The sequence below is a fragment of the Syntrophomonas erecta subsp. sporosyntropha genome, assembly GCF_055395365.1.
Genome location: NZ_AP042459.1, coordinates 466923 through 491137, shown reverse-complemented (window position 1 = coordinate 491137; position 24215 = coordinate 466923). Strand labels below are relative to the sequence as shown.

The 24215-nt window shown below is 42.8% G+C and carries 16 protein-coding genes and 1 tRNA gene; 7 read left to right on the top strand and 10 right to left on the bottom strand.

Annotated elements, in window-relative coordinates:
• The first annotated feature begins 66 nt into the window (after positions 1-66).
• The gene (locus ACZ5Q0_RS02205; protein ID WP_446819672.1) at positions 67-2199 is read left to right on the top strand and encodes a (Fe-S)-binding protein; all 2133 of its coding nucleotides are present in this window, start codon (positions 67-69) and stop codon (positions 2197-2199) included.
• A gap of 189 nt (positions 2200-2388) precedes the next feature.
• On the opposite strand, the gene ACZ5Q0_RS02200 is transcribed toward ACZ5Q0_RS02205, so the two are convergent.
• Positions 2389-2763: a VOC family protein gene (locus ACZ5Q0_RS02200; protein WP_446819673.1), complete on the bottom strand. Its 375-nt coding sequence runs from the start codon at positions 2761-2763 to the stop codon at positions 2389-2391.
• A gap of 220 nt (positions 2764-2983) precedes the next feature.
• Between ACZ5Q0_RS02200 and pepF the strand changes: the two genes are divergently transcribed.
• The 3 genes from pepF to ACZ5Q0_RS02185 all read left to right on the top strand — a co-directional run bounded on the left by pepF (position 2984) and on the right by ACZ5Q0_RS02185 (position 9237).
• Positions 2984-4789: an oligoendopeptidase F gene (gene pepF / locus ACZ5Q0_RS02195; RefSeq protein WP_446819675.1), complete on the top strand. Its 1806-nt coding sequence runs from the start codon at positions 2984-2986 to the stop codon at positions 4787-4789.
• A gap of 167 nt (positions 4790-4956) precedes the next feature.
• The gene (locus ACZ5Q0_RS02190; RefSeq protein ID WP_446819677.1) at positions 4957-8505 is read left to right on the top strand and encodes a glycoside hydrolase family 130 protein; all 3549 of its coding nucleotides are present in this window, start codon (positions 4957-4959) and stop codon (positions 8503-8505) included.
• Between the two features lie 177 nt (positions 8506-8682).
• Positions 8683-9237 carry a TIGR01440 family protein gene (locus ACZ5Q0_RS02185; protein WP_446820727.1) on the top strand — a complete coding sequence of 185 codons (555 nt, stop codon included), beginning with the start codon at positions 8683-8685 and terminating at the stop codon, positions 9235-9237.
• 45 nt (positions 9238-9282) lie between these two features.
• Here the strand turns inward: ACZ5Q0_RS02185 and ACZ5Q0_RS02180 are convergent, their stop codons facing one another.
• The 6 genes from ACZ5Q0_RS02180 to ACZ5Q0_RS02155 all read right to left on the bottom strand — a co-directional run bounded on the left by ACZ5Q0_RS02180 (position 9283) and on the right by ACZ5Q0_RS02155 (position 17109).
• Positions 9283-11361 carry a heavy metal translocating P-type ATPase gene (locus tag ACZ5Q0_RS02180; RefSeq protein ID WP_464827210.1) on the bottom strand — a complete coding sequence of 693 codons (2079 nt, stop codon included), beginning with the start codon at positions 11359-11361 and terminating at the stop codon, positions 9283-9285.
• Positions 11362-11519: 158 nt separating this feature from the next.
• Positions 11520-11888, bottom strand: a complete 369-nt coding sequence (locus ACZ5Q0_RS02175) for an ArsR/SmtB family transcription factor (protein ID WP_446819678.1) — start codon at positions 11886-11888, stop codon at positions 11520-11522.
• Positions 11889-12337: 449 nt separating this feature from the next.
• On the bottom strand, positions 12338-13357 hold the full coding sequence (locus ACZ5Q0_RS02170) for a hypothetical protein (protein WP_446819680.1): 1020 nt from the start codon (positions 13355-13357) through the stop codon (positions 12338-12340).
• Positions 13344-14522 (bottom strand): glycosyltransferase family 4 protein, encoded by a 1179-nt coding sequence (locus ACZ5Q0_RS02165; protein WP_446819681.1) that lies wholly within the window; start codon positions 14520-14522, stop codon positions 13344-13346. Before ACZ5Q0_RS02165 ends, ACZ5Q0_RS02170 begins: the two co-directional genes overlap by 14 nt.
• A 58-nt stretch (positions 14523-14580) precedes the next feature.
• Complete coding sequence (locus tag ACZ5Q0_RS02160; RefSeq protein ID WP_447182676.1) at positions 14581-15975, bottom strand: phosphomannomutase/phosphoglucomutase; 1395 nt, start codon at positions 15973-15975, stop codon at positions 14581-14583.
• Between the two features lie 120 nt (positions 15976-16095).
• Complete coding sequence (locus ACZ5Q0_RS02155) at positions 16096-17109, bottom strand: mannose-1-phosphate guanylyltransferase (protein ID WP_464827209.1); 1014 nt, start codon at positions 17107-17109, stop codon at positions 16096-16098.
• 505 nt (positions 17110-17614) lie between these two features.
• Between ACZ5Q0_RS02155 and ACZ5Q0_RS02150 the strand changes: the two genes are divergently transcribed.
• Positions 17615-18475, top strand: a complete 861-nt coding sequence (locus ACZ5Q0_RS02150; protein ID WP_446819685.1) for a YitT family protein — start codon at positions 17615-17617, stop codon at positions 18473-18475.
• A gap of 106 nt (positions 18476-18581) precedes the next feature.
• Here ACZ5Q0_RS02150 and ACZ5Q0_RS02145 read toward each other — a convergent pair whose 3' ends face one another.
• Positions 18582-19955, bottom strand: coding sequence for an alanine/glycine:cation symporter family protein (locus ACZ5Q0_RS02145; RefSeq protein ID WP_446819687.1), 1374 nt, complete (start codon positions 19953-19955; stop codon positions 18582-18584).
• Positions 19956-20297: 342 nt separating this feature from the next.
• Here ACZ5Q0_RS02145 and ACZ5Q0_RS02140 point away from each other — a divergent pair, with 342 nt between their 5' ends.
• The gene (locus ACZ5Q0_RS02140; RefSeq protein WP_446818359.1) at positions 20298-20981 is read left to right on the top strand and encodes a transposase; all 684 of its coding nucleotides are present in this window, start codon (positions 20298-20300) and stop codon (positions 20979-20981) included.
• Positions 20978-21868 (top strand): IS3 family transposase, encoded by an 891-nt coding sequence (locus tag ACZ5Q0_RS02135; RefSeq protein ID WP_446820730.1) that lies wholly within the window; start codon positions 20978-20980, stop codon positions 21866-21868. The genes ACZ5Q0_RS02140 and ACZ5Q0_RS02135 overlap by 4 nt, the downstream gene beginning before the upstream one ends.
• A gap of 130 nt (positions 21869-21998) precedes the next feature.
• Here the strand turns inward: ACZ5Q0_RS02135 and typA are convergent, their stop codons facing one another.
• Both typA and ACZ5Q0_RS02125 read right to left on the bottom strand, forming a co-directional pair.
• Complete coding sequence (gene typA, locus ACZ5Q0_RS02130; protein ID WP_446819688.1) at positions 21999-23816, bottom strand: translational GTPase TypA; 1818 nt, start codon at positions 23814-23816, stop codon at positions 21999-22001.
• A gap of 302 nt (positions 23817-24118) precedes the next feature.
• Positions 24119-24194: transfer RNA gene (locus ACZ5Q0_RS02125), tRNA-Met, on the bottom strand.
• Positions 24195-24215 lie beyond the last annotated feature (21 nt).

Sequence of the window (24215 nt, the reverse complement as noted above, 5' to 3'; positions counted from 1 at the left end):
GTATTGATATGGGCTGATGACAAATAATATAAATAGTTTGGAAAGTCTGTTAAGGAGGTTTTTATATTGATTTTTGCATTTCGTCCGCTGGAAGGCGGGTATCCCATACCAATGCGGGTAGTTGGAGCCAATATACCTTACGAGTGGATAATCTATATTCTTATGCTTATTCCTATTGGATTTTTTATATACGGATTCTGGCTGCGTAGTCGGATATGGTCTCAGGCTCAGGGAGAACTGCACCGCAACGATCAGGTGGGACGACGTATTCTTTCAGTTTTGGGTTATACACTGGGGCAGAAAAAAATAATAGAAAAGCCCCTGCCCGGGTGGATGCATTTCTTCCTATTCTGGGGTTTTGTTTTCTTATTCATAGCTACGGCCAGTTTTGCTATGTGGGATAAGATTGGCTTTCCACCATTAACAGGAAATTTCTACATCTATTTTTCCTGGATAGTTGATATTACCGGATTTTTAGCCATGATCGGTATAACAATATTAGCGGTCATTCGTTACTGGCAGCGGCCGGATCGTTTAAACGACACGAAACCCATGGATGGTTGGCTTTTACTGCTAATTTTTGCCATTCTGTTCACGGGATACATCATTGAAGGATTACGGGTAGCAGCCCAGATTAAGCTTTCAGCAACTATGTCTCAGATTGCTTATGAACGGGCTGCTTCACCAATAGGTTGGTGGTTTGCCGGTATGTTTCCAGGCATGAGCCTAGAAAGTATATTATCCTGGCATCGTTTTTCCTGGTGGTTTCACATGGCGATAGCATTTATTTTTATTGCCGCTATACCTTTTACTAAGTTATGGCACATATTTACCGGGATGATCGGTTATTATTCCAGGGATTTAGGACCAAGTGCAGCCCGGCCCATGGGAAATTTGGAGGAAGCTGAAACCTATGGAGTGGAACGAATTGAAGAATTGGGCTGGAAAGATCTGCTGGACCTGGATGCCTGCATCCGCTGCGGACGTTGTCAGGAGGGGTGCCCAGCTTATAATACCGGTAAAGCGTTAAATCCTAAAACAACTATTATCCAGGCCATGAAAAAACACCTGGATAATAAATCGCCCTTTTTGCTGGCGGTTGACTCTGGCGATCCGCAGGATGCCCTTACAATGACAGTGGAGGATGAGGTACAGGAAGTTAACGAAAGTGAAAAGCATCTTATTTATGACATTGTTACTCCCCAGGTATTATGGGACTGTACTAATTGCGGGGCCTGTGTAGAGCATTGCCCAATGTTTATTGAGCATATTGACAAAATTATTGAGATGAGACGTAATCTAGTCATGTGGCAGGGGGATATGCCTTCGGAAGCTCAAATGGCTTTTACTAATACAGAACGCAATTATAATCCATGGGGGGTAGGCTGGGCATCCCGGGCCGAATGGCTTAAAGAACGTGATATCAGGGATCTGGTTAACCTGCTGCCCGAAGATGGCGGGGAATTTGATTATTTGTTATATGCCGGCTGTGCAGCAGCTTTTGATGACCGCTATAAAAGGGTAGGCGAAGCTTTAGTAAGGCTGTTGCACCAGGCGGGGGTTAGTTTTGGTTATCTAGGAACTGAAGAATATTGCTGTGGTGAATGGGCGAGACGGCTGGGAAATGAATATCTTTGGCAGACTCTGGCTAAATCAAATATAGAGAACTTTGATCGCTATGGGGTAAAAAAGATTATCTGTATTTGCCCTCATGGTTATAACACAATTAAAAACGAGTACTCTCAGCTGGGGGCGGACTACGAAGTATACCATAGCACGGAAATACTAGGTCTATTATTGGCAGAAGGTAAACTTAACCGGGGAGGAAATAAGGCTTATCAGGTTAGCTACCATGATTCCTGTTTCCTGGGGCGGCATAATAATATTTACCAGGAGCCCCGGGAGGTGATTAAAGCAGCCGGCGGGCAATTGTTGGATATAGAAAAATCCAAACAGTTTGGCTTTTGTTGCGGTGCTGGTGGTGGACGCATGTGGTTGGAGGAAGAGTCTATAGAAGGGTTTAAGCGGATAAATCAAACTCGTACAGAGCAGTTACTAGAAGTAGATCCTGAGGTCATAGCGGTAAACTGTCCCTACTGTCTGACTATGATTAGCGATGGGGTTAAAGAGACCAAAGATGATAGCTCAATTAGGGTTATGGATGTTTGCGAACTGCTCTGGCAGACTCAGAGCAGTTAGAAAACCGCGCCACCATCATAAACCTTCCGGCTCAAAGGCAAGTAAATAAGCTAAAACAATTTAGCCCGCCACTGCCGCCTATAATATAAGGCGATCTAAATGGTATGATAAAGGCTTTCGACAGTAGGATATACATCAAACGATCTAATATAGGCTAAAAGCCTATAGATCAGCCTATCTCTGCAACCGTTAATCTATTCGGAATTCTTCTATTAATTCAATCCGTTCTCCATCTAGGCCACGGAAAAATAGAATACGAGTTCCCGTAAGGGTTTCCCGGGGCTCATCGTAAGAAAACCCCATTCTATCTAGATGTTTTATATATTCATCAATGCTGTTTACTTGAAAGGCTATATGGTTATGACATTCTAATTCCGTTCCAATAGGGGTTGGATCATGTTTATACTGCAGGAGTTCAAGGTCTACATTACCATCGGTAATATTTATAACCCGCATTTCCTCTGTTTCCCACTGGGTAGTTATTTTTAATCCAAAGGCACATTGGTAAAAATCAGCTGATCGCTGGCAGTCTTTGACTAAAAGTCCTATATGATGTAGTTTCATAGTCTAAAGCTCCTTTTACAATAGTATTGCATAAATAGGTGGCTGGATAAAGAATTATTTTGGCTATCCGGGGAAAACTTCCATAAGTAGGGTAAAAAATTTGGTTAAGAAAAGAGAAAAAGCTATTATATAAATTAGTTATAATTTGGGCTTTTGCTTGTTAATTATACCTTAGTTAAAAAGATAAAAGGCAAAATACTTCATAAGGAGGACATAATCTGTGGGAAATAAGGCTAGAAAAAGGGAAGAGATTGAAGAAAAGTTCCGGTGGCAATTGGAAGACATTTACGCTACTGATCAGCAGTGGGAGGATGAATTTTTACAAGTGCAGCATAAAATCCAGGCAGTAGAAAAATTCCAGGGTCGAGTAGGGGAGTCTGCCCAGACCCTTCTGCAGGTGCTTGAGCTGGTTAACGATATAGATCATCAGATAGAAAAGCTGTATGTTTACTCCCGCATGCGCCGGGATGAAGATAATCGTAACCCTAAATACCAGACTCTTTTTGACCGGGCCGAGGGACTTTCCGTTATGGTTAACACTGCTTCCGCTTTTGCTATTCCCGAAATCACAGCCCTGTCACGGGAGAAGCTCGATCAGTATATGGAACAAAATTCTGAGTTAGCAATTTACAAACATTTCTTTGATGAACTGATGCGCCAGAAACAACATATTCTTTCTGAGGCGGAAGAACGGGTTTTGGCCATGAGTGCTGATTTGTCAGTTGCAGCTCACAATATTTTTACCATGCTTAACAATGCGGATATAAAGTTTCCCATAATTCGCGATGAAAATGGAGAGGAAATCGAGCTTACCAAGGGCCGGTTTGGTCGGTTTATGGAAAGCTTTAATAGAGGGGTAAGGAAAGAGGCTTTTCATGGCCTGTATAGCTCTTATCGTAAATTGCAAAATACCCTGGCCGTTACTTTAAACTCCAGTGTTAAAAAGGATATTTTTTATGCCCGGGCGCGCAAGTATCCATCAGCTCTGGAAGCTTCTCTGGATCAGGATAATGTTTCTGTTAATGTATATAATAATCTGATTGCAACCGTACATCAGCATCTGGAACCTATGTATCGGTACCTGCGCCTCCGTAAAGAGATGCTGAAGCTTGATCATCTGCATATGTATGATTTATATGTACCACTGGTGCAAGAGTATCAAAGGGAGATACCTTATGAAACATCCTGCCATATGGTAGTAGAAGGCCTATATCCACTAGGAGAGGAATACCTAGAGCAACTACAGAAGGGTCTGGAAAATCGTTGGATAGATGTTTTTGAAAATGAAGGTAAGACCGGAGGGGCTTATTCCTGGGGAACTTATGATACCCATCCCTATGTATTAATGAATTATGATAACAAGTTGGATGATGTATTTACCCTGGCGCACGAAATGGGTCATTCCCTGCACAGCTATTATTCCAACCAGAACCAGCCTTATATTTACAGCCAGTATACGATATTTGTTGCAGAGGTAGCCTCCACTGTTAATGAATCTTTACTAATTGATAATTTACTGGCCAGGAGCAATGATCCCCGGGAAAAAATGTATTTGATAAACCACTATCTGGAGCAGTTTCGGGGTACTGTTTACCGGCAGACTATGTTTGCGGAATTCGAAAAAATAATTCACCAGATGCTGGAAAGAGGGGAGGCCCTTACTCCTGATATCTTAAGCCAGGTGTATATGGATTTAAACCGAATTTATTTCGGTGAGGAAGTAGTTCTGGATGATGATATTAGCCTGGAATGGGCTCGTATTCCTCATTTTTATTCAGCATTTTATGTTTATAAATATGCCACCGGATTTTCCGCAGCTACTGCCCTAAAGCAGCAAATCAAATCCGAAGGTGAGCCCGCCGTAAGACGCTATCTGGAGTTCTTGAAATCAGGCAGTTCAGATTATCCCATAAACCTTCTGCAAAAGGCGGGAGTAGATTTGACTTCTGTTGAGCCGGTTGACCAGGCTCTCCAATATTTTGGACAATTAGTAGATCAGTTTGAGGAACTGGCCCAAAGGGATTAAAGGAAACCTGATCAAAAACTTTTAGCCTGGTTAGGAATAGACTATATTACGAGCCAAAAATGGAGTGAATTAAGAGCCGGCTGTTCTAATATAATGATCGTAAATTGAGCATAATTATGGAGAGGTGTTAAATTAATTAGTTAAAATTTTAAGGGGGTTATATAAGGTTGACCCATGAAAATACAGAGAGCCTTTTTGATGAGTGTATAAAACAAATAAAACCTCAGCTAGAGCCTTATGCTAATTATGATCTGGTAATAGGCTTGCCTTTTACCCATTATAGCAGCAGCTTGCCAGAAGTGGTTCAGTCCATCGATCGGGTGCTGCGCTCCTGGATTGGCCGTCGCCATCTTATTGTTTGTGTGGGTGATCCTTCAGCTGAAGATTTATTAGGGACACTAAAGAATCTGCAGCTTTATCACCCCCATATAGAGTTTTTATTGCCCGGAGCAGTTAATGGGCGGGGTATGTGTATCCGGGCCGTTATTGAGATCAGCAAAATATTGGAGGCTGATTTACTTCTGTTTAGTCCCCATATGGCAACCGAACAAGGCCCAGGCATAGATAATACCTGGCTGGAAAGCCTTCTTACTCCCATCCAGGGTCACTATGATATGGTACTGGCCAGCCTGCGACGTTATCAAGGTATTGATAGTATTGCTCATATGTTGGCAGCGCCTATTCTAGAAAGCTTTTATGGTGCCCGGGTGAGTGACCCGCTGGGGGGTACTTATGCTATTAGCCATGATTTTATTGAGGAACTGGCTCATGAGGCCCGCTTTTGGGGTAATAGTATCCGCGGATATGGAATAGACTTCTGGATCCTTACCCGGGCCCTTTGCTGGAATAAAAATATATGTGAGATTAATCTAGGTGGAGTGGTAAATCCGCACCCTCTGGAAATACGTAACCGGATTTTTTATGATACTACTTTTGCTATATTCGAAGCCTTAAAAAGAGATAGTGCTATTTGGCTGCGTGACCGTCTGGTAATAAAGGTAGCCGATATTCTGGTACGTAGTGAGATTAAAAAACCTGATTATATTACCTATCCGCTGACAGATTTACTGCACAATTTCCGCCATGGATGCCATTATTATGAAGATATTATAGCCCATATTGATCCCGAAGGTAATTTTAGGGCTTTATCAGAGGCAGAGATGCAGGACTTTCATATGGGTGATGAACTATGGGTAGCAACACTGTTTAACTTACAGTTAAGTTATACTTTTGACTTTAACCAGGACTGTCACCGTTTACTGTCATTGTTGACGGCGCTCTACAATGGTAGAGTAGCCAGCTATATATTAGAGATGCAGTCTTTTCGGGAGAAGATTGAACGCTTAGGCAACCGGGATATGGAAGAATTGATGGTGCGTAAGATGGATTCAATCCGCCAGCGTTTAACCGGGGAATTCTGGTGTCAGAAACCTGATTTTAACCAGCAGTGGATGAGTCGCAAGGAGCAGGTAAAGCCGGCGATTATTCCCCTGGGATATATGGAATATGTACCTGGAAAACCGGTGGTCGTACCTAAAAAGATAATAGGTAAAGATAACCGGGTGGTGCAGACGGATAACATTTTCCGGGAACTAAGAAAACGTTATGAAGTCAGGTTTAACCGGTTTATTTCTGAAGGGTTAGGTCTTAATACTAATGCTTCTCCCCAACAGATTACCGGTGCAGTGGAGGGATTTATTGCTGAATTAGAAAGATCTCTTGACGAATTGCTTCCGGGTGACCTGCGGGAAGAACAGGGACTAAAAGAATTTGTAGAAGGTCTTTTTAAGCTTTTTCCCGACCACCGTATGTTTACAATCAGTTCGGATCTTTTACGGGAGTTGCTTATTCGTTTTCCCCCGGTGAATCTTATGATTCCAATGGGATTTTATAAACCCGAACAGCTTATAAAGCATATTGATCCCCGCAATGCAGTTACCTATGCTAACCTGGTAGAAAGCTGGACCTATACTGACCGGGATCTCATTTGGCTGGTGGATAATCTTAAACCGGAAAGTTTTGAATGGGTGGACATAGAGCCGGTTATTCTAACCAATGATCTACGCAGGGGAGTACTGGCTCAGGGCAAAATTTCTAATTTAAACCGGGTTACCGCCCGTATAATTATCAAACCACTAGACAGAAATAAAGGGGGCAAGTACCCTAAATTACGGTATTTCACCAGTATAGTTCGTCGCCTGGCAGTGGCGGAACACTATTCGCGCCTATTCAGATTAAATGTGTGTGAACGGAAAAATATTGGCGCCAAGGTTAGAAATTCCCTGCTGGGCCTCCAGAAGGGCGAAGAATTTTCGGCTCATAATATGTTTGAAAATTACCATCATCGCAGTCTGGTTGAAAAAATTGATAATTTATCGGGGCAATTAGAAAAGCAAGGCAAACAGGAAATTGCCCATTTATTTAAGCTAATGGCAGAAGGATATGGATTAAGCCAGGTGTTGGAAAATGAGGTTTTTTTAACCTGTACTGCCTGGAGCTGGGCCAGTTACAGTTTCAAAGGGGGGACTAAGATTCCTACTCCCCTTACCACCAGTGTGGAGAGCCGTTGGTTTAACCATGATTTCCTGGAGCTCTTATACGAAGAATTAGGCTATGATCCGGCTGAAATAATGCAAATTGTTCTACGGCTTATTCAAGGGGGGAAAAGCAGCCATAATATGCTGGATACGTTGATGCCAACCCGGCCCAAGGATGTTGCGGTTGTAGTACAGGAAATTACCAATGAGCCCAGCAAATATTTGCAGCGTTTTGAAGGCAATCCCCTTTTAGAGCCTATCGAGAAGCACAGCTGGGAATCTAAATATGTTTTAAATCCGGGTGCATTGCGAATCGGGGATAAAGTTTATCTATTCTACCGGGCGGTGGGTCATGATGATATATCCCATATAGGTCTGGCTATTACCGACGGCTATCAGGTTCTGGAGCGTTTGCCGGAGCCCATTTTTTCTCCATCGACACCAGAAGAAAGGATGGGATGTGAGGATGCCCGTCTGATTATTATTGAAGATGAGATATTTATGCTCTATACGGCTTATGATGGGAACATTGCCCAAATTGCTGCTGCTTCCATAAAAGTGGATGATTTTTTACGTGGGGATTATAAGAATTGGAAGCGCGAGGGCCTGGCATTTAAGAATATTTGGGATAAGGATGCTATTATTTTTCCCGAAAAAATTAAGGGAAAATATATTGTTTATCACCGGATTGAACCAAGTATTTGGGTGACCTATACCAGTGAATTGAAATTTCCCCTGCGGGAAACCCATGCAATTATCGTAGGACCCAGACCGGGGAGAATGTGGGATTCGCTTAAAATTGGTGCTGGTGCTCAGCCCCTTAAGACTAAATACGGATGGCTGCTAATTTACCACGGTGTAGATTATAATTATGTTTATCGTTTAGGGGTATTGTTAGTTGATTTAGAAAATCCCCAAAAGGTAATTTACCGTTCGCCTAACCCAATTCTCGAACCTGAAGAAGATTATGAAATTGGTTTGAGTGGTGCCTGGGTACCTAATGTAGTTTTCACCTGTGGAGCTGTTCCAGGTACGGATAAAGAAATTTTGGAAGATGATGATGAGATTCTGGTCTATTATGGTGCGGCAGATACTAGCATAGGTTTGGCCCGGGCGACTTTGGCCGATTTGATTCCGGAGAAATTTCGATTAAATAATCGCCAAGAATTATCACTATAAAGGAAAATAGTTAAAAAAAACGTGGTCAGGGAAACCTGGTCGCGTTTTTTTATTTACTACTTATAAAAACCCAAGAAAAATTGAATGTATAAACCAGAGTATTTCTAGAATCAATATAACGTACTTGCCATAGAGGATTATAATATTTAGGGAAAGCAGGTGAGAAAAATGATTGATATGAGCATCATTAAAATCCAGATGAAACAGGCTTTGGAAGAACTGCTGGAAACGGCTCATCTTAAACCTGATCATATTTTGGTGGTTGGTTGTAGTACTAGTGAAGTTTTAGGCTATCACATAGGGAAACATTCCAGCCTGGAGGTTGCAGATGCCATATTAAATGTATTGTTACCAGTAATCAAGGAGAAAAAGTTGTATCTGGCGGTACAGTGTTGTGAACATTTAAACCGGGCTCTATTGGTGGAAGAAACCTGTGCCAGTAAATATAATCTTGATGAAGTAGCGGTAATACCCCATGAACGAGCGGGAGGATCGTTAGCTACCCGGGCCTTGGAACTTTTTGACGAACCTGTGGTAGTGGAAAGTATACAGGCCCATGCTGGTATAGATATTGGGGATACATTTATCGGTATGCATCTGAAGCCAGTAGTAGTACCAGTACGGGCTTTATTAAAAGAGATAGGTCAGGCACATCTAACTATGGCCAGAACCCGTCCTAAATACATAGGGGGACCCAGGGCCCAGTATGGAGATTTAACTGTGGCAAAATAGTGAGTGGGGATGGTTTTTCATTAAATTCAAACCATCCCCGCCGATTTATTTGCTGGTGGGTGCTGATACTTTTAGTAGCCGCATGCCGTTAAAGGTTACCAGTAAAGAAGTACCCACATCGGCAATTACTGCCAGCCACATGGTGAGCAATCCGGGGAATACTAACATTAAAATAGCCAGCTTGACTATTAGAGAAAAAATAACATTTTCTTTAATAATCTTAACCGTTTTACGGCTCAGATGAATGGCAAAGGGTAAACGGGAAAGGTCATCTGCCATTAAAGCCACATCGGCGGTTTCCAGGGCTACATCAGTACCGGCGGCTCCCATGGCGATTCCTACGGTAGCCCTGGCCAGAGCCGGGGCATCATTTATGCCGTCACCTACCATAGCAACCCGTCCCTTAGTATCCAAAAGATGCTCAACTACAGCTAATTTTTGCTCAGGAAGCAGTTCAGCATGGTATTCATCGATCTGAACCTGCCGGGCCAACTGATGGGCCACTCGCATATTGTCGCCGGTAAGCATAATGGTTTGGGTAATACCTAAGTTTTTGAGTTCATTTACGGTAACCGTACTATCGGGACGTATTTGATCACTAACGGCTATTAAACCGAGTACCTCTCCTTCATCTCCAATAAGGATGACGGTTTTACCCTGGTCTTGCAGTTCAGTAATAGAATCATGATTATGGTTTGTTCTATTAGCTAGAAAACTTGGATTTCCTGCATAATACCGTATTCCGTTAACCTGGGCCTGGGCTCCTTTTCCGGGGACCGCTTTAAAATCAGTAGCCGGTGGAACATTAATATTTCTTTTCCGGGTGTAGCGCAATATGGCATCAGCAACCGGATGTTCCGAACGAGATTCAATGGCGGCAGCAATGGCTAGTAACTCCTCCTGGGAAGAAGCTGCCAAAAGGATTATATCAGTAACTTCTAGACGTCCCTCGGTCAGAGTACCAGTTTTGTCAAAAGCGACTACCGATACCTGGCCTAGTTCTTCCAGGTAACTACCACCTTTAATCAAGACTCCTTGCCGGGCGGCATTACCTATGGCCGAGACAATAGATACAGGAGTAGATATTACCAGTGCACATGGACAGGCTACCAGTAGCAGAGCCAGGGCTTGGTACAACCAGTGATCAAAAGATTGGTTTAGAAATAGTGTAGGAACTATTGCTACCAAAAAGGCTATACCTATAACTGCCGGAGTATAGTAACGGGAAAAACGGTCAATAAGCTGTTGCGATGGAGCTCGCTGGGCTTGTGCTTCTTCCACCATACTGATGATCCGGCTTAAGGCTGTATCCTGGTATGATTTATTTACCAATATCTCCAGTGATCCATATTCGTTGAGAGTACCGGCAAACACTTCGTTATCTGCTTCTTTGGATACAGGTACTGATTCGCCTGTGATCGCTGCCTGGTTAACAGTGGAATGACCGGATATTACTTCTCCATCTACCGGAATGGTTTCACCGGGTTTGACTACAACCGTATCTCCTATGACTATACTGGTAACCGGAAGACGCACCTCGCTATTTCCCCTGCGGACTGTCGCTTCCCGGGGAGCCAGGTCCATCAGCTTACGAATGGAGTTACGGGTTTGATCAAAAGTATAAGCCTGTAAAAAATTACCCAGGGAGAATAGAAATACTACTACCAGGGCTTCATTATATTCACCGATAATCGTGGCGCCAATAACTGCCATCACCATTAAAGCGTTCATGTCTAACTCTCTCAGGTTGCGGAGGGTAGACCAGCCGCTGCGGGCTGGTTCATATATGCCTACCAACACTCCAGCGATATACAAAATCCGGATAATATCTACCGGTCCCCCCAAAGCCCTTAGGGTCAGAGCTGATATTAAGGCCAAACCGGATACCAGCATAGAAAATAAATGTGGATACCGGGTAAAAAGGGTAGTTATCCCCTCTTTTGGTTCATCTTTAGGGATGATAAGCTCACCGGTAGGTTGTAATTTAATGCTGTATCCCAGACTTTTTACTAGTTTAATAAGTTCCGCTTCTTTATTTTTATCCAGTTCAACCTGAAGTTTTCCAGTGGTAAAAATAAGTGATGCATCAATTACCCCCGGTAATTGTTTAACAGCCTTTTCCACTTTGGCTGCACAGCTCGGTCAATCCAACCCACCGACCAGATAATTATTTTTAGCTGAGGGCAGGGGAGTTAACTGAATCTTTTCCATGATGTTATTCTCCTCTCTAGTTATGAATAAATTTAAAGTTGCTAAAATCAAAGATGCATAGGGATTAAAAATTATGGTTCATTTATATGGTCCCAACCCTGTCTAAAAAGGCTTTCCACGTGCTGGTCAGCTAGCGAATAGTAGACTACTTTTCCCTCCCGGCGAAATTTCACTAGATTCTGGTTCCTCAGCAGACGCAGGTGATGAGAAACTGATGAGTCAGATAGTCCGGATACCGCAGCCAAGTCGCATACACACATCTCATGCTGAAGCAGGGCAAAAATCAGTTTTATGCGTGAGCTATCCCCCATAGTCTTAAATATTTCTGCCAGCGATTGGGCCCGTTCATCAGGAATCATATCTGAACTTACCTTTTTGACCACATCTTCGTGTATGCAATGAACTTCACACAAATCCAGGTCCTCTCGAGACAATATCATCACTCCCTATTAGTTGATTCATCACCTATTTAACAGTGATTATTAATGGAAATCTCATCCTAAAACTAACCAGGAATATAAATCTAACTGGCCATTAACAGGATTAACTATTATATGAATGAACATATGAGTAGACGTTCATATGTATAATATATGTCGAATACTGTAAACTGTCAATTGACAAAGTAGATTTATTGCTGATAAAAGCGTAAATAATCGGCAGGCTTAAATCCCAGTAAGGGCATAGAAGGGGGAAGGAATTATGTCTGGATGTAAAAGCCAAGGCTAGAGAGTTTTTCAATTAACGCTGGTTAGCTTTTAAAAATACTAACACCAGGGAAAATCCCTGGTGTTAGTAGAATTGTTTCTGGGACCTAAAATAGCGGCCCAGATCAGGTTACGGCAATAGCCAGGCCACAAAACATGAACCTGGTTTAATAGCCATAGTTTTACGACGATTTTTCTATTTTTACAGGTTCCTTTATAACGGCGGTCAGGTATTGTTCACTAAGAAGCAGAGAAAGAACGGCTTCGGCTCCCTGATTAAGGTTAATTCCCTGATAAGTTAAGGCATCAAAGCATCCACCAGTAGTTTCGTCATATAGCGAGATCTGGTTGATATTTTTGCCCTGGTACCATTCATAAGCTAGTTTTGCCATCTCTAGGTATTCACTTCCACCAATGGTTTGATAGGCATCTAAAAAGGCGAACAGAGTAGAAGCGGCATCGACTGGTTGCTGGTCATAGAATGGCCTGGATTTACCTTTATGATACCAGCCGTTATTGCCGATAATATTCAAATAACCTTTTTTAAATAATACCTCACCTAGGAAGTGGAGCGAATCGTGGGCAACTTTTAAAGCTTTTTTATCACCGGTAACAGCATAAAAATTAAACATGGCCTGGGGAATAATCCCATTGCAATAAGTAAGATATTTTTCAAACCATAACCAATCAGAGTGGTGATTTTGGTTATAAAGAGCATTTAAGCGGTCACCTAAAAGGGATAAAAGCTCCTGTAGGCTTTCTTTATCTAACAAAGCTTTACTTTTGCAAAGGCCGGTCAGTACATAGGCCATGGCGCGAGGCGAACGAAAGCTGTGCCCTTTGTAAAGTTGGTTATGCAACATCTGGCTGCATAAGTTACTGACTTCCTTCCAGGGTGAGGATAATCCCAGGCAGCAGGCTAGTAAAGCTCGTCCGGCACTATCTTCAGAATCAAAACGGGGGGAGTATATTCCATCTAGCATAAAGTTAGACCAGCTACCATCTTTCTGCTGGGCTTTAAACATAAAAGTGGCATACTTTAATGCATGATGACAACCATCTCTCATTTTTAATGCCACTATTAAAGCTCTGGCATTATCGTCCAGAGTGTACCCGCTACGCGGATCAGGATGAGAATGCCGGGAAAACTGGAGCAGGCCAACATCATCAGTCATATGCAGCAGGTGTCTATAATCGGGCATAACGAAAGTGTTCCTCTCCTTCCAGCATAGCGTAGTCTTTGACCAAATTGTTTAAAAGCAGGCGGTATTTTTCCCCTACTTTGTTCCAGGACATAGTTTTACCTATGGTGAGAGCATTTCTTTGCAAAGTAGTTTTTAACTCGTTATCGGCCAGCACTGCCTTTATCAATGTAGCTAGATCATGGGGATCTGCTTTTTCAGCTAGTAGTCCCCGGTTGTCTGCCAGTATTTCCAGGGCATAGGCGTAGGATGTGGAAACAATGGCCCGGCCACAGCCTACAGCAAAAGCCATAGTACCACTTACTGCCTGGTCTGGGTTAGGGTAAGGGCTAAGATAAATATCTGTCATATATAGATATTCACCCAATTCTTGGTCAGGGAGGAATTTGTTGATAAATTTCACATGATTGTCAAGACCTAAATCGTGTACCATTTTTTCAAGCATTTCCCGGTATTTTTCCCCTTCGCGTTTTTGCAGCATAGGGTGGGTCTGACCTAGAATCAGGTAAGTTGTATTGGGGAATTCTGGAACCACACTAGCCATAGCCTCAATACCTAGTTCCAGTCCTTTACCCGGCCCTATTAAACCAAAGGTGCTTATTATATCATGGTTTTCCAGGCGGTGTTGAGCTTTAAGATAATCGGCCGGTTGTTTCTTGAAGTCAGGAACTCCATGACTGATTACCGCGATTTTTTCGGCAGCTATATCATAATTTGAGTGGAGCAAACGGGCCGAGCGTTTGGTCATACATACGATACCGGCTGCCTGCGAACACAGTTTATGCAGTACCTGGCGTTGGTGTTCACGGGGGCGGGGGAGTACCGTATGGCTGACAACGAGATAGGGTTTTTTGAGCTCACTAACCAGATCCAATATATATTCCCCATCATAGCCACCATAAATACCATATTCATGTTGAATTACTAAAGTACTTATGTGAGCCCACTGGTTAATCAACCGGGCAGCTCTGGTATAGGCGTTTCGATCCTGTTGTCCAATTTCCAGTACAACTTCAGGACCATATTTATATTGGTATTCCTGATCGGAAACAGCTGCAGCTTTGACGATAAGCCCCTGTTTCAAAAGGCTTTCACGCAAATCCCAGGAAAAAGTTGCTATACCACACTGTTTAGGGGGATAGGTCCCCAGATTAAGGATGGTCATCAAATCACTCCTTTGAGCTTTTACCAACTTATATTAAATATATTTCCCATCCTCCGATTTACTTATACCCGGACAGCTGGGGCTGGCGGGGATTATCAACCGGAAGGCCAATTTTATCCAGAAAGTTAAAAACTTCATTTTTGATATTCTCTAAGGCTGCCGGGGTCCTACCTTCACAACGGATAATTAATTCCGGACCGGTATTAGAAGCTCTTACCAATCCCCAGCCATCAGGGAAGATCACTCGAGCTCCGTCGATATCGATGACATCATACTGCTGGCGAAAATGTTTAAGCACCTGATCTACGATTCTGAACTTATCCTCATCCGTACTTTTAACTCGTATTTCCGGGGTAGAATAATAGCGGGGAATGTCAGACAACAGCTCACTTATACTCTGATCAGTATTCGAAAGAATAACCAGCAATCTAGCGGCAGCATATATGGCATCATCAAATCCATAATAATCATCAGCAAAAAACATATGTCCTGACATTTCCCCAGTAAAAACAGCATTAATTTCCTTCATTTTAGCTTTAATAAGGGAATGACCAGTTTTGTATATAATGGGTTTACCCCCCAGGCGCTTTATTTCATCTATCAGGCTTTGCGAACATTTAACTTCAACAATTGCTTTAGCTCCCGGATAATGGGGCAGTATCTCCCTCCAAAAGAGTATCATCAACAGATCTCCCCATATCATATTACCGTGAACATCTACCACTCCCAGCCGATCACCATCACCATCAAACCCTATACCTATATCAGCTCCGGTTTCTTTTACTCGAGTGATCAGATCCACCATATTGTCAGGATTAACGGGATCGGGATGATGATGTGGGTAGTTAGGATCTGATTCGCAGTATAACTCTATAACTTCACACCCCAGACTGCGTAAAATGGAGGGAGCAAAAAGGGAAGCAGTACCATTAGCACAATCTACCACGATTTTTAAAGGGTGGGGGCCTAATTTTATTTTATTTTTTATCATAGCAGCATAATCTGGGCTGATATCATATTTTTGATACTGCCCCTGGTTGGTTTTAGTGGAGTAGCGTCCGGATTCGATAATCTTTCCAATTTCTTGAATCTGTTCTCCATAAATAGTAGAATCGCCTAGCAAAAGTTTGCAGCCATTATAATTAGGTGGGTTGTGGCTGGCGGTAATCATAATACCAGCCTTTATATCCAAATGGCGAGCAGCAAAATAGAAAATAGGGGTAATAATCATCCCCAGATCAATAACTGACATACCGTTTTCCAAAAGGGTATTAGTAATAATAGTATGAAAGCGGGGGGACGAGGAACGGTTGTCATAGCCGATTATCACCCTGGTATAGTCATGCTTCTGGGCATAACTAGCAAATGCCCGGGCAATGTTTTTCATCATCTGATCATCAAGATCTTGATTAACCACCCCTCGTATGTCATATTGACGGAATATGTTGCTCAATAGGAAATCCTCCTTATTAAGGTGTATAATAGATCGATGTTTTTAAACCGGCCCTCCTTATAAATTGTATTTAAAAACTACTGGTCATATATTTAACGAAAAACTAAATCAGGCTTAGGTTTAAATTAGATCGATGCGGTTTTGCTTCTGCAAAGAATTAACTACAGTCCGCAAATCCTGAGCCTTACCACGTTCCGTTACCAGGATAACGTCATTACTTTCCACTACCAAAATGTCATTTACTCCAAAAAGAACTACGGTTTTTTCCACCTGATTGACTACACAATTACTGCTCTCTAGCACGATAATGTCATCACCATTACACACATTAGAGTATTCATCTCGGTTGCACAAATTTTCTAAGGCATTCCAGCTTCCCAGGTCACACCAGCCGAAATCAGCCGGAACAACTGCCATACGATTAGATTTTTCAGCAATTCCATAGTCAAGACTTATTGCGGGTAGTTCTTTATAGGATTGCATATAGGCTTCATAGCCGACACAAATAGGTTTATATATCTCGGGAAGATGTTTTTCGAATTCCTTCATAAATATGTCTACCCTAGCTACGTATATTCCGGCATTCCACATATGTTGCCCGCTGGATAGATAAAGCTGGGCGGTATCAAGGTCAGGTTTTTCGCAAAAAGAGTTTACTTGATAAACATTGGGCAGGTTACCGATCTCCCATTTGGTCTTTTCTATATAACCATAGCCGGTTTCCGGACGGTCAGGATTAATGCCAATGGTAGCTAACTGATCCTGTTCAGCTGCTTGTATGGCCCGGTGAATACTTTCTTTGAAAAGGTTTGTATCCAGGATATGGTGATCAGCCGGGAACACACCCATAACAGCGTGGGGAGCTTCATTGTGGTAACGGGCCAGAGCCAGTCCTACTGCTGGAGCGGTATTTTTACCTACTGGTTCACTTAGAATCTCGATTATATCAGCATCAGGCCGCTGCTCAACCAGCTGATGTATACTGTCGGCCAGATCATCACTGGTAATAATCGCAATTCGACTGGAACCAACTGCCACCAGGCGATCGATGGTATGATCCAGCATGGATTTATTATTTATAAATTTACAGAGCTGTTTAGGCCGATGACTGCGGCTGGCGGGCCACAAACGCATGCCTTTGCCTCCTGCCAAAACTATTGAAATCATAAACCCAGTACCTCCATTTAGCTGACAGATTATTAATATGCGGCGGGTAGGGCATATTATTCCTCTCTCCCTAGGCGGTTTGGGAAAAACACCTTATAAACAAGCTTAGAAAACAAGTAAAGATCACGACCACCGAAAAATTTGATCAACACTGTATATTTAGGTTTACGCCACAATCATGATAAATTAGCCGCGGCTTTTATATCACCGTCAATCTATTTAAAGGGCGTTTTTCCAACACCTTTATAGAGATTTCGGAAAAAACACTTGCACTTATCGTATATTATGCCCGGGTAGATATGGTTCTATTACCTGGTTAGCAGATCACAATGTTTTTTTACGGGAAACTGAAGAAGAGGAGAATAAAAAAGACTTCTTACGGGTGTAGTAGTAGACATAGATAATGGTCTGGCGAAAAATGGGCAAAATAATTGTAATGGTAATAAGGATCAGGAGGAAAAACCAAATAACAATGAAAGTAAGTTTTTATGAAAAAATTTCTTTCCGGGATATTTTGGGTATAATTATAGGTTCATTTATTCAGGCGACTGCTATTCAGGGAATTATAGTGCACGCCCGGCTCCTTACCGGCGGGGTTTCTGGTATTGCAATTATTTTAAAGTTCCTTACCGGTGTTGATATATGGGTTTGGTACGTAGCTTTGAATATACCCATATTTATTGCTGGGTATAATTTTGTAAGTCGACGTTTTGTCTTTTACAGCCTGCTGGGCACTGCCTGTTTTTCAATTTTTCTAGCCCTATTGCGGCCTATTAATTTTGGTATTGATGATTTATTATTGTCAGCTATTTTTGGTGGCACCTTATCCGGAATTGGATCAGGATTAGTTTTTCGCAGCAAAGGATCTTCAGGTGGAACTGATATTATAGCCTTTATTGTACGACGTTACTGGGGCTATAATATCGGACAGACCTTTTTTATCATAAACTTGATGATTATTGCTGCTTCCACTTTAGTAAATAGTGTGGAATTAGCCCTTTTTGCTGCCATAAGTATATTTATATCTTCTAAAGTAGTGGATGTAGTAGAGGCGGGGCCGCAAGTAACCAGGACGGCTATGATTATTTCTAATGAATGTGATGATATTACTGATGCCATCATCCATAATTTGCATCGTGGGTGTACCTATATGGTCGGACGAGGTGCATATACCGGAAATGCCAAACAAATTATTATGGTGACCGTTGGTAAAACTCAGCTGCCCCGGTTAAAGGAAATTGTATTCCATATTGATCCGGAAGCCTTTATGACTATTAGCGAAACGATTGAGGCGTATGGACATGGATTTAAAGATAGTTTGGCTGAAATATAGCTGGTCCGTAACCAACCTATAAAGCGGCTTGAACTATGGAGGGAGATTATTTGCCTGGAAACCATAATAAAGGGGTGTTCCCTGTACTGTAGGAGGCACAGGCTCGTTATGCAGCCCGGCTTCGGGCTGGTTGTTGAGTTTTTTCCTGTTGTCGAAGAACATGAAAGTCATGGGTTTCCGAGACGATCACCTTGGAGAGAAGCAGCAGGGCGATCAGGTTAGGTATAGCCATGGCTCCATTAAAGGTATCAGCAATATCCCAGACTAAACCGAGTTTAAGTATGGCTCCTACAAAGGTTAACATGCAAAATAGAATACGGTAGGGAAGGATGCCTTTCCGGCCGACTAAATAGTAAAAACATTTTTCCCCATAATAGGACCAGCCTAGAGCCGTAGAATAGGCAAAAAACATTAAGGCTATGGTAACCAGCATGCCACCAGCACCGGGCATAAATAATTCGAAGGAACGACCGGTTAAAGCTGCTGCATGGGCTTTATCCAAACCGGGATAGAGGTTAGCCATAACCAGAGAGATACCAGTGATACTGCATACAACAATACTATCCAGAAAGGTACCAGTCATGGAAACTAATGCCTGACGACAGGGGTGATCAGTTTTGGCAGCCGCCGCAGCAATAGGAGCAGAACCTAATCCTGCTTCATTAGAAAATACCCCCCGGGCCACCCCGTAACGGATGGTACTTCCCACCAGAGCTCCAAAACCGGCCTGGGCCGAGAAAGCCTCTGTGCAAATGGTACTTAAAGCTAGTGGAAATAGACTCAGATTGGAAAAAATGGTATACAGGCCGGCTAATATATAGGAAACAGCCATAAAAGGAACAATAATACCGGCTGCCCGGCCAATACTTTTTACGCCACCCAGGATAACTAGTGCGGTTAATAGGGCCAGAACCCCACCAGTAATATAAGGGTTGATACCGAAGGTGTCCCGGACCGCACCGGCAACAGCATTTGTTTGGACCAGGTTGCCTATGCCAAAAGCAGCTACCGCACCAAATAGTGCAAATATCCAGGCTAACCATTTGCAGCCTAGGCCTCTTTCGATATAATACATAGGACCGCCGGCCATTTCACCATTTTCATCGGTAATACGATATTTTACGGCCAGTACAGCTTCCCCATACTTAGTAGCCATTCCAAAAATGGCAGTGATCCACATCCAAAAGACGGCTCCGGGTCCCCCTAAAACTATAGCAGTGGCTACTCCTACAATATTACCCGTACCGATGGTAGCTGCTAGGGCGGTCATCAGAGCCTGGAAATGAGATATATCTCCATGGGACTGCTTATCTTGCAGCTGGGGAGAAAAAGCTAACTTAAGGGCATATGGCAATTGCTTAAACTGTAAAAATCCCAGGCGCAGGGTGAGAAAAATACCAGTTCCCACCAGCAGGATGAGCATCCAGGGTCCCCATACAAAGCTATTGGCTGTACTGATCAGGTTCGTTAATGTTTCCATTTTTTTAACTCCTTATTCCTGGGATTTTAGTTATTTCTGTGTACAAGTGATTAATAAGTAAGGTTAATAAACCTTTACGAAGCTATGACAAGTATAAAAAGATAAATTGTTCACAAAATATAAATACTTCGATGTTATCCCTTTAATTTCCTGCTAAAGTGTCGAATTTTCACATAATTTGTTTAGATAGATCCAGTGTTAAAGCAATTCTCCAAGCCATTTTGCCCCTATGTAGCACGGAAAATAGTATAAAAAAACATCCCGCACCACTTTGATATGCTCCCCTTTGAGTAGACACCTGAAAAAACAAAAATTCAGGACTACACAAAGGGGAGTTTTTTTATGGGTAGAAGTAGGATCGATTGGGGCAAGAAAGTTGAAGCCGTCGAGAAGTACAAGCAAGGAGAAGGAAGTCAGGATAGTATAGCGCGCAAATATGGGATAGATCCATCCACTTTGCGTCAATGGATAGTCAATTATGAGGCCATGGGCCCGTCTGGGTTAGCAGCCCAGCAGACAAACACCAGATACAGCGTGGAACTGAAAACCGCAGCGGTAGAGGCGTACCTACGGGGTGAAGCAAGCTTATTGGAAATATGTAAGAGGTATAGCATTCGTAGCAAAAGGCAACTCCAGGATTGGATAACGGATTATAATGGTCATAAAGATATTCGGGCCACCGGGGGCCGAGGGAGAGGTATTTATATGACCAAAGGACGATTAACCACGTTGGAGGAGCGGATAGAAATTGTCGGCTACTGTATAGCCAATGGTAAGGACTATGGTGCAGCAATCGAGAAGTATGGGGTATCCTACCAGCAAATATATAGCTGGGTATGCAAATATGAGAAAAAGGGCGTAGACGGCCTAATCGACAAGCGCGGGAAGCGCAAACCGTTGGATGAAATGACCGAAGTTGAGCGTCTTCGGGCAGAGAACAGGATGCTTAAAGCCGAGAACGAGCATAAAGAAATGGAGATTGCCGTGTTAAAAAAACTCCAGGAGATCGAGAGGAGGCGGGGCTGAGCGGGGTCCGGCAGGAAAAGCTTTACCTGACCGTAAAGGAACTGCACGAAAATAAAGCATACCCAGTAAAGGACATTTGCAGGATATTAGACCTGAACAGGTCATCCTATTACAAATGGCTCCACCGCAGCAAGAGTGCCCGCGAGTATGAGAACGAAGATCTTCTTCACAAGCTTGGTTATCTCTACGCTGAATTCAACGGAATATATGGATATCGGCGACTGACAGATGAACTGAACGCCAGATACGAAACCAGTTACAATTACAAGCGTATATATCGTCTTACCCGACTGGTTAACTTGAACGCCGTCATCCGCAGAAAGCGTCCGCAATACCAGCGGTCTACTCCTGAAGTTACAGCGGAGAATATTTTGAACCGTGATTTCACAGCAGAAAAGCTTAACGAGAAATGGCTGACCGACGTCACAGAATTCAAGTACGGAAATAATGAAAAATTGTATTTGAGCGCAATCCTTGACCTCAAAGACAGAAGCATTATCTCTTTCGCCATGGGACGAAGCAACAATAACCAGCTCGTGTTTGAAACCTTTGATTTGGCCGTTTCTAAATACCCCGATGCTCACCCGCTGTTTCATAGTGACCGAGGTTTTCAATATACAAGCAAGCATTTCAAGATCAGATTGAATAATGCCGGAATGAAACAAAGCATGTCGCGTGTCGGCCGCTGCATTGACAACGGCCCAATGGAAGGTTTCTGGGGTACTCTTAAGTGCGAGATGTACTACCTTGGTAAGTTCCCGGATTACGATAGCTTGGTAGCGGCTATTGAAAGCTACATATATTTCTACAACTACGAACGCCGGCAAAGGAGACTGAACAAACTGCCTCCGATGACCTACCGTCAGTTGCTTGAAAATGCAGCCTAAAAACTGAGCCCCGTCATTGACGGAGCCCGGTAAAAGGTTTTCTTTTTTTCGTCTGTCTACTTGACAGGGAGCAGTTCAATTTTGCAGTGATAGGGGATGCTTTAAGGATGTGAGTATTTCTTTTTAACCCTTAAGAGGCTTGAGTTTTATTGCGGGAGGATCTACTGCGTTCACCTTTTTCCAGTACTAATTTTCTTAAGCGTAAGGATTTTGGAGTTACCTCTAGTAATTCATCATCTTTTATAAACTCCAGGCACTTTTCCAGAGTCATCTGCAAAGGCGGAACTAACCGGAGGGCCTCGTCAGAACCGGATGCCCGGGTGTTAGTAAGGTGCTTTTTCTTACATACATTAACTGTAATATCATTACTGCGGGCATTTTCCCCTACTATCATACCTTCGTATACTTCTATTCCGGGGCCAATAAAAAGAGAACCCCGCTCTTGAGCATTATACAGTCCATAAGTAATGGAGGTACCTGCTTCTGAGGCTACCAGGGAACCCCGGGTACGGGTGACAATATCACCGGTGTAAGAACTGTAGTTTTCAAAAATATGGTTCATAATTCCCAGTCCGCGAGTATCAGTAAGAAAATCGGAGCGATAGCCGATTAATCCCCGGGCGGGAATAACAAACTCCAAGCGGATGTTGCTGCCGGTAGAGGGGGTCATATTGATTAGTTCCCCCTTACGTTTACCGGTGTTTTCTATTACCGTACCCACATATTCTTCAGGAACTTCAATGAATAACCTTTCTACCGGTTCCATGATTTCTCCATTTATCTCTCGTAATATGACTTCCGGCCGGGTAACTGCAAATTCGTACCCTTCCCGGCGCATAGTTTCAATTAAAATTGACAGGTGCAGCTCGCCCCGTCCCGACACCTTAAAACAATCCGGAGTTATCTCTTCAATTCGCAAAGAGATATTGGACAGTAATTCCCTTTGCAGGCGATCTCGGAGGTGACGACTAGTTACATACTGACCTTCCCGTCCTGCCATAGGACTATCGTTAACCACGAAATTCATGGAGATAGTCGGTTCATCAATCTTGACAAAGGAAACCGGCGCTACTTTTTCAGGTGAACACAGGGTATCTCCAATACAAATGTCATCTATTCCTGAAATAGCCACAATATCTCCAGCTTGCACATATTCTTTTTCCGTTCTCTTTAAACCTTCATAAGTGTATAGGGTACTGATTTTAACTTTTTGTTGTTTACCGTCCATGTTACAGACAACTACTTCCTGTCCGCGGCTTATGGAACCTTGGGCGATTTTACCTACACCCACCCGGCCCACATAATTATCGTAGTCAATTGACGATACAACCATTTGCAGGTGTGACTGTACATCCCCACTGGGAGCGGGGATATGGGTCATGATTGCATCCAATAAAGCCACCATATCATGAACCTCATCATTTGGATCTTCCATAGCCAGTCCACTTTTAGCTGAGGCATAAATCACTGGAAAATCTAGCTGATCATCGTCGGCACCTAGATCAATGAAAAGATCCATAATTTCATCTAGTACATCATAAGGACGTGCATCAGGACGGTCAATTTTATTAATAACCACCAGGGGTTTTAAACCGGCCTGTAAGGTCTTTTGGAGTACAAACCGGGTCTGGGGCATAGGTCCTTCAAAAGAATCTACCAGCAACAATACCCCATCCACCATTTTGACAATGCGTTCCACTTCGCCACCAAAGTCGGCATGTCCCGGTGTATCGATAATATTAATTTTAGTGTCCTGATAAATAATGCTGGTGTTTTTAGCCAAAATGGTTATGCCACGTTCCCGTTCCAGATCATTATTATCCATAACCCGGTCGGGTACATTCTGATTACTACGGAAATATCCGGTTTGTTTTAAAAGCTGGTCCACCAAAGTGGTCTTACCATGGTCAACATGAGCAACTATAGCGATATTTCGCAGTGACTTCATTAATTATCCCTCATCTCTAACAGATAACGTAATAAAAATTAGCACGACATTCAATTATAACAGGAAGTACGCTCATTTCCAATATAATATTAAACCCCTCCAAAACTAAGCTATAGATTGCCAATGGACCCAAAATAATTCTCTGAGATTACATGCCTTTTTCATTTGGGAAAATAGCAGGTTACTATAGTAGAACTGCCAAATGTCATTTTAAAATCAGCTCTTACAATAGCACGTGTATAATGGTTCGAGCATGATCTGCGGAAAAACAAAAACCCGGCTATAGCCAGGTTTAATATTTGTGGTTGCGGGAGCAGGACTTGAACCTGCAACCTTCGGGTTATGAGCCCGACGAGCTACCGACTGCTCCATCCCGCGATAATTTAATTGCGCAATTAG

Excerpts from the sequence above, each read along its gene's own strand:
- ACZ5Q0_RS02200 (WP_446819673.1), bottom strand. The coding sequence starts at position 2,763 with ATGAAACTACATCATATAGGACTTTTAGTCAAAGACTGCCAGCGATCA.
- ACZ5Q0_RS02185 (WP_446820727.1), top strand. The coding sequence starts at position 8,683 with ATGAGCATCATTAAAATCCAGATGAAACAGGCTTTGGAAGAACTGCTG.
- ACZ5Q0_RS02175 (WP_446819678.1), bottom strand. The coding sequence starts at position 11,888 with ATGATATTGTCTCGAGAGGACCTGGATTTGTGTGAAGTTCATTGCATA.
- ACZ5Q0_RS02170 (WP_446819680.1), bottom strand. The coding sequence starts at position 13,357 with ATGCCCGATTATAGACACCTGCTGCATATGACTGATGATGTTGGCCTG.
- ACZ5Q0_RS02165 (WP_446819681.1), bottom strand. The coding sequence starts at position 14,522 with ATGACCATCCTTAATCTGGGGACCTATCCCCCTAAACAGTGTGGTATA.
- ACZ5Q0_RS02155 (WP_464827209.1), bottom strand. The coding sequence starts at position 17,109 with ATGCGTTTGTGGCCCGCCAGCCGCAGTCATCGGCCTAAACAGCTCTGT.
- ACZ5Q0_RS02150 (WP_446819685.1), top strand. The coding sequence starts at position 17,615 with ATGAAAGTAAGTTTTTATGAAAAAATTTCTTTCCGGGATATTTTGGGT.
- ACZ5Q0_RS02145 (WP_446819687.1), bottom strand. The coding sequence starts at position 19,955 with ATGGAAACATTAACGAACCTGATCAGTACAGCCAATAGCTTTGTATGG.
- ACZ5Q0_RS02140 (WP_446818359.1), top strand. The coding sequence starts at position 20,298 with ATGGGTAGAAGTAGGATCGATTGGGGCAAGAAAGTTGAAGCCGTCGAG.
- typA (WP_446819688.1), bottom strand. The coding sequence starts at position 23,816 with ATGAAGTCACTGCGAAATATCGCTATAGTTGCTCATGTTGACCATGGT.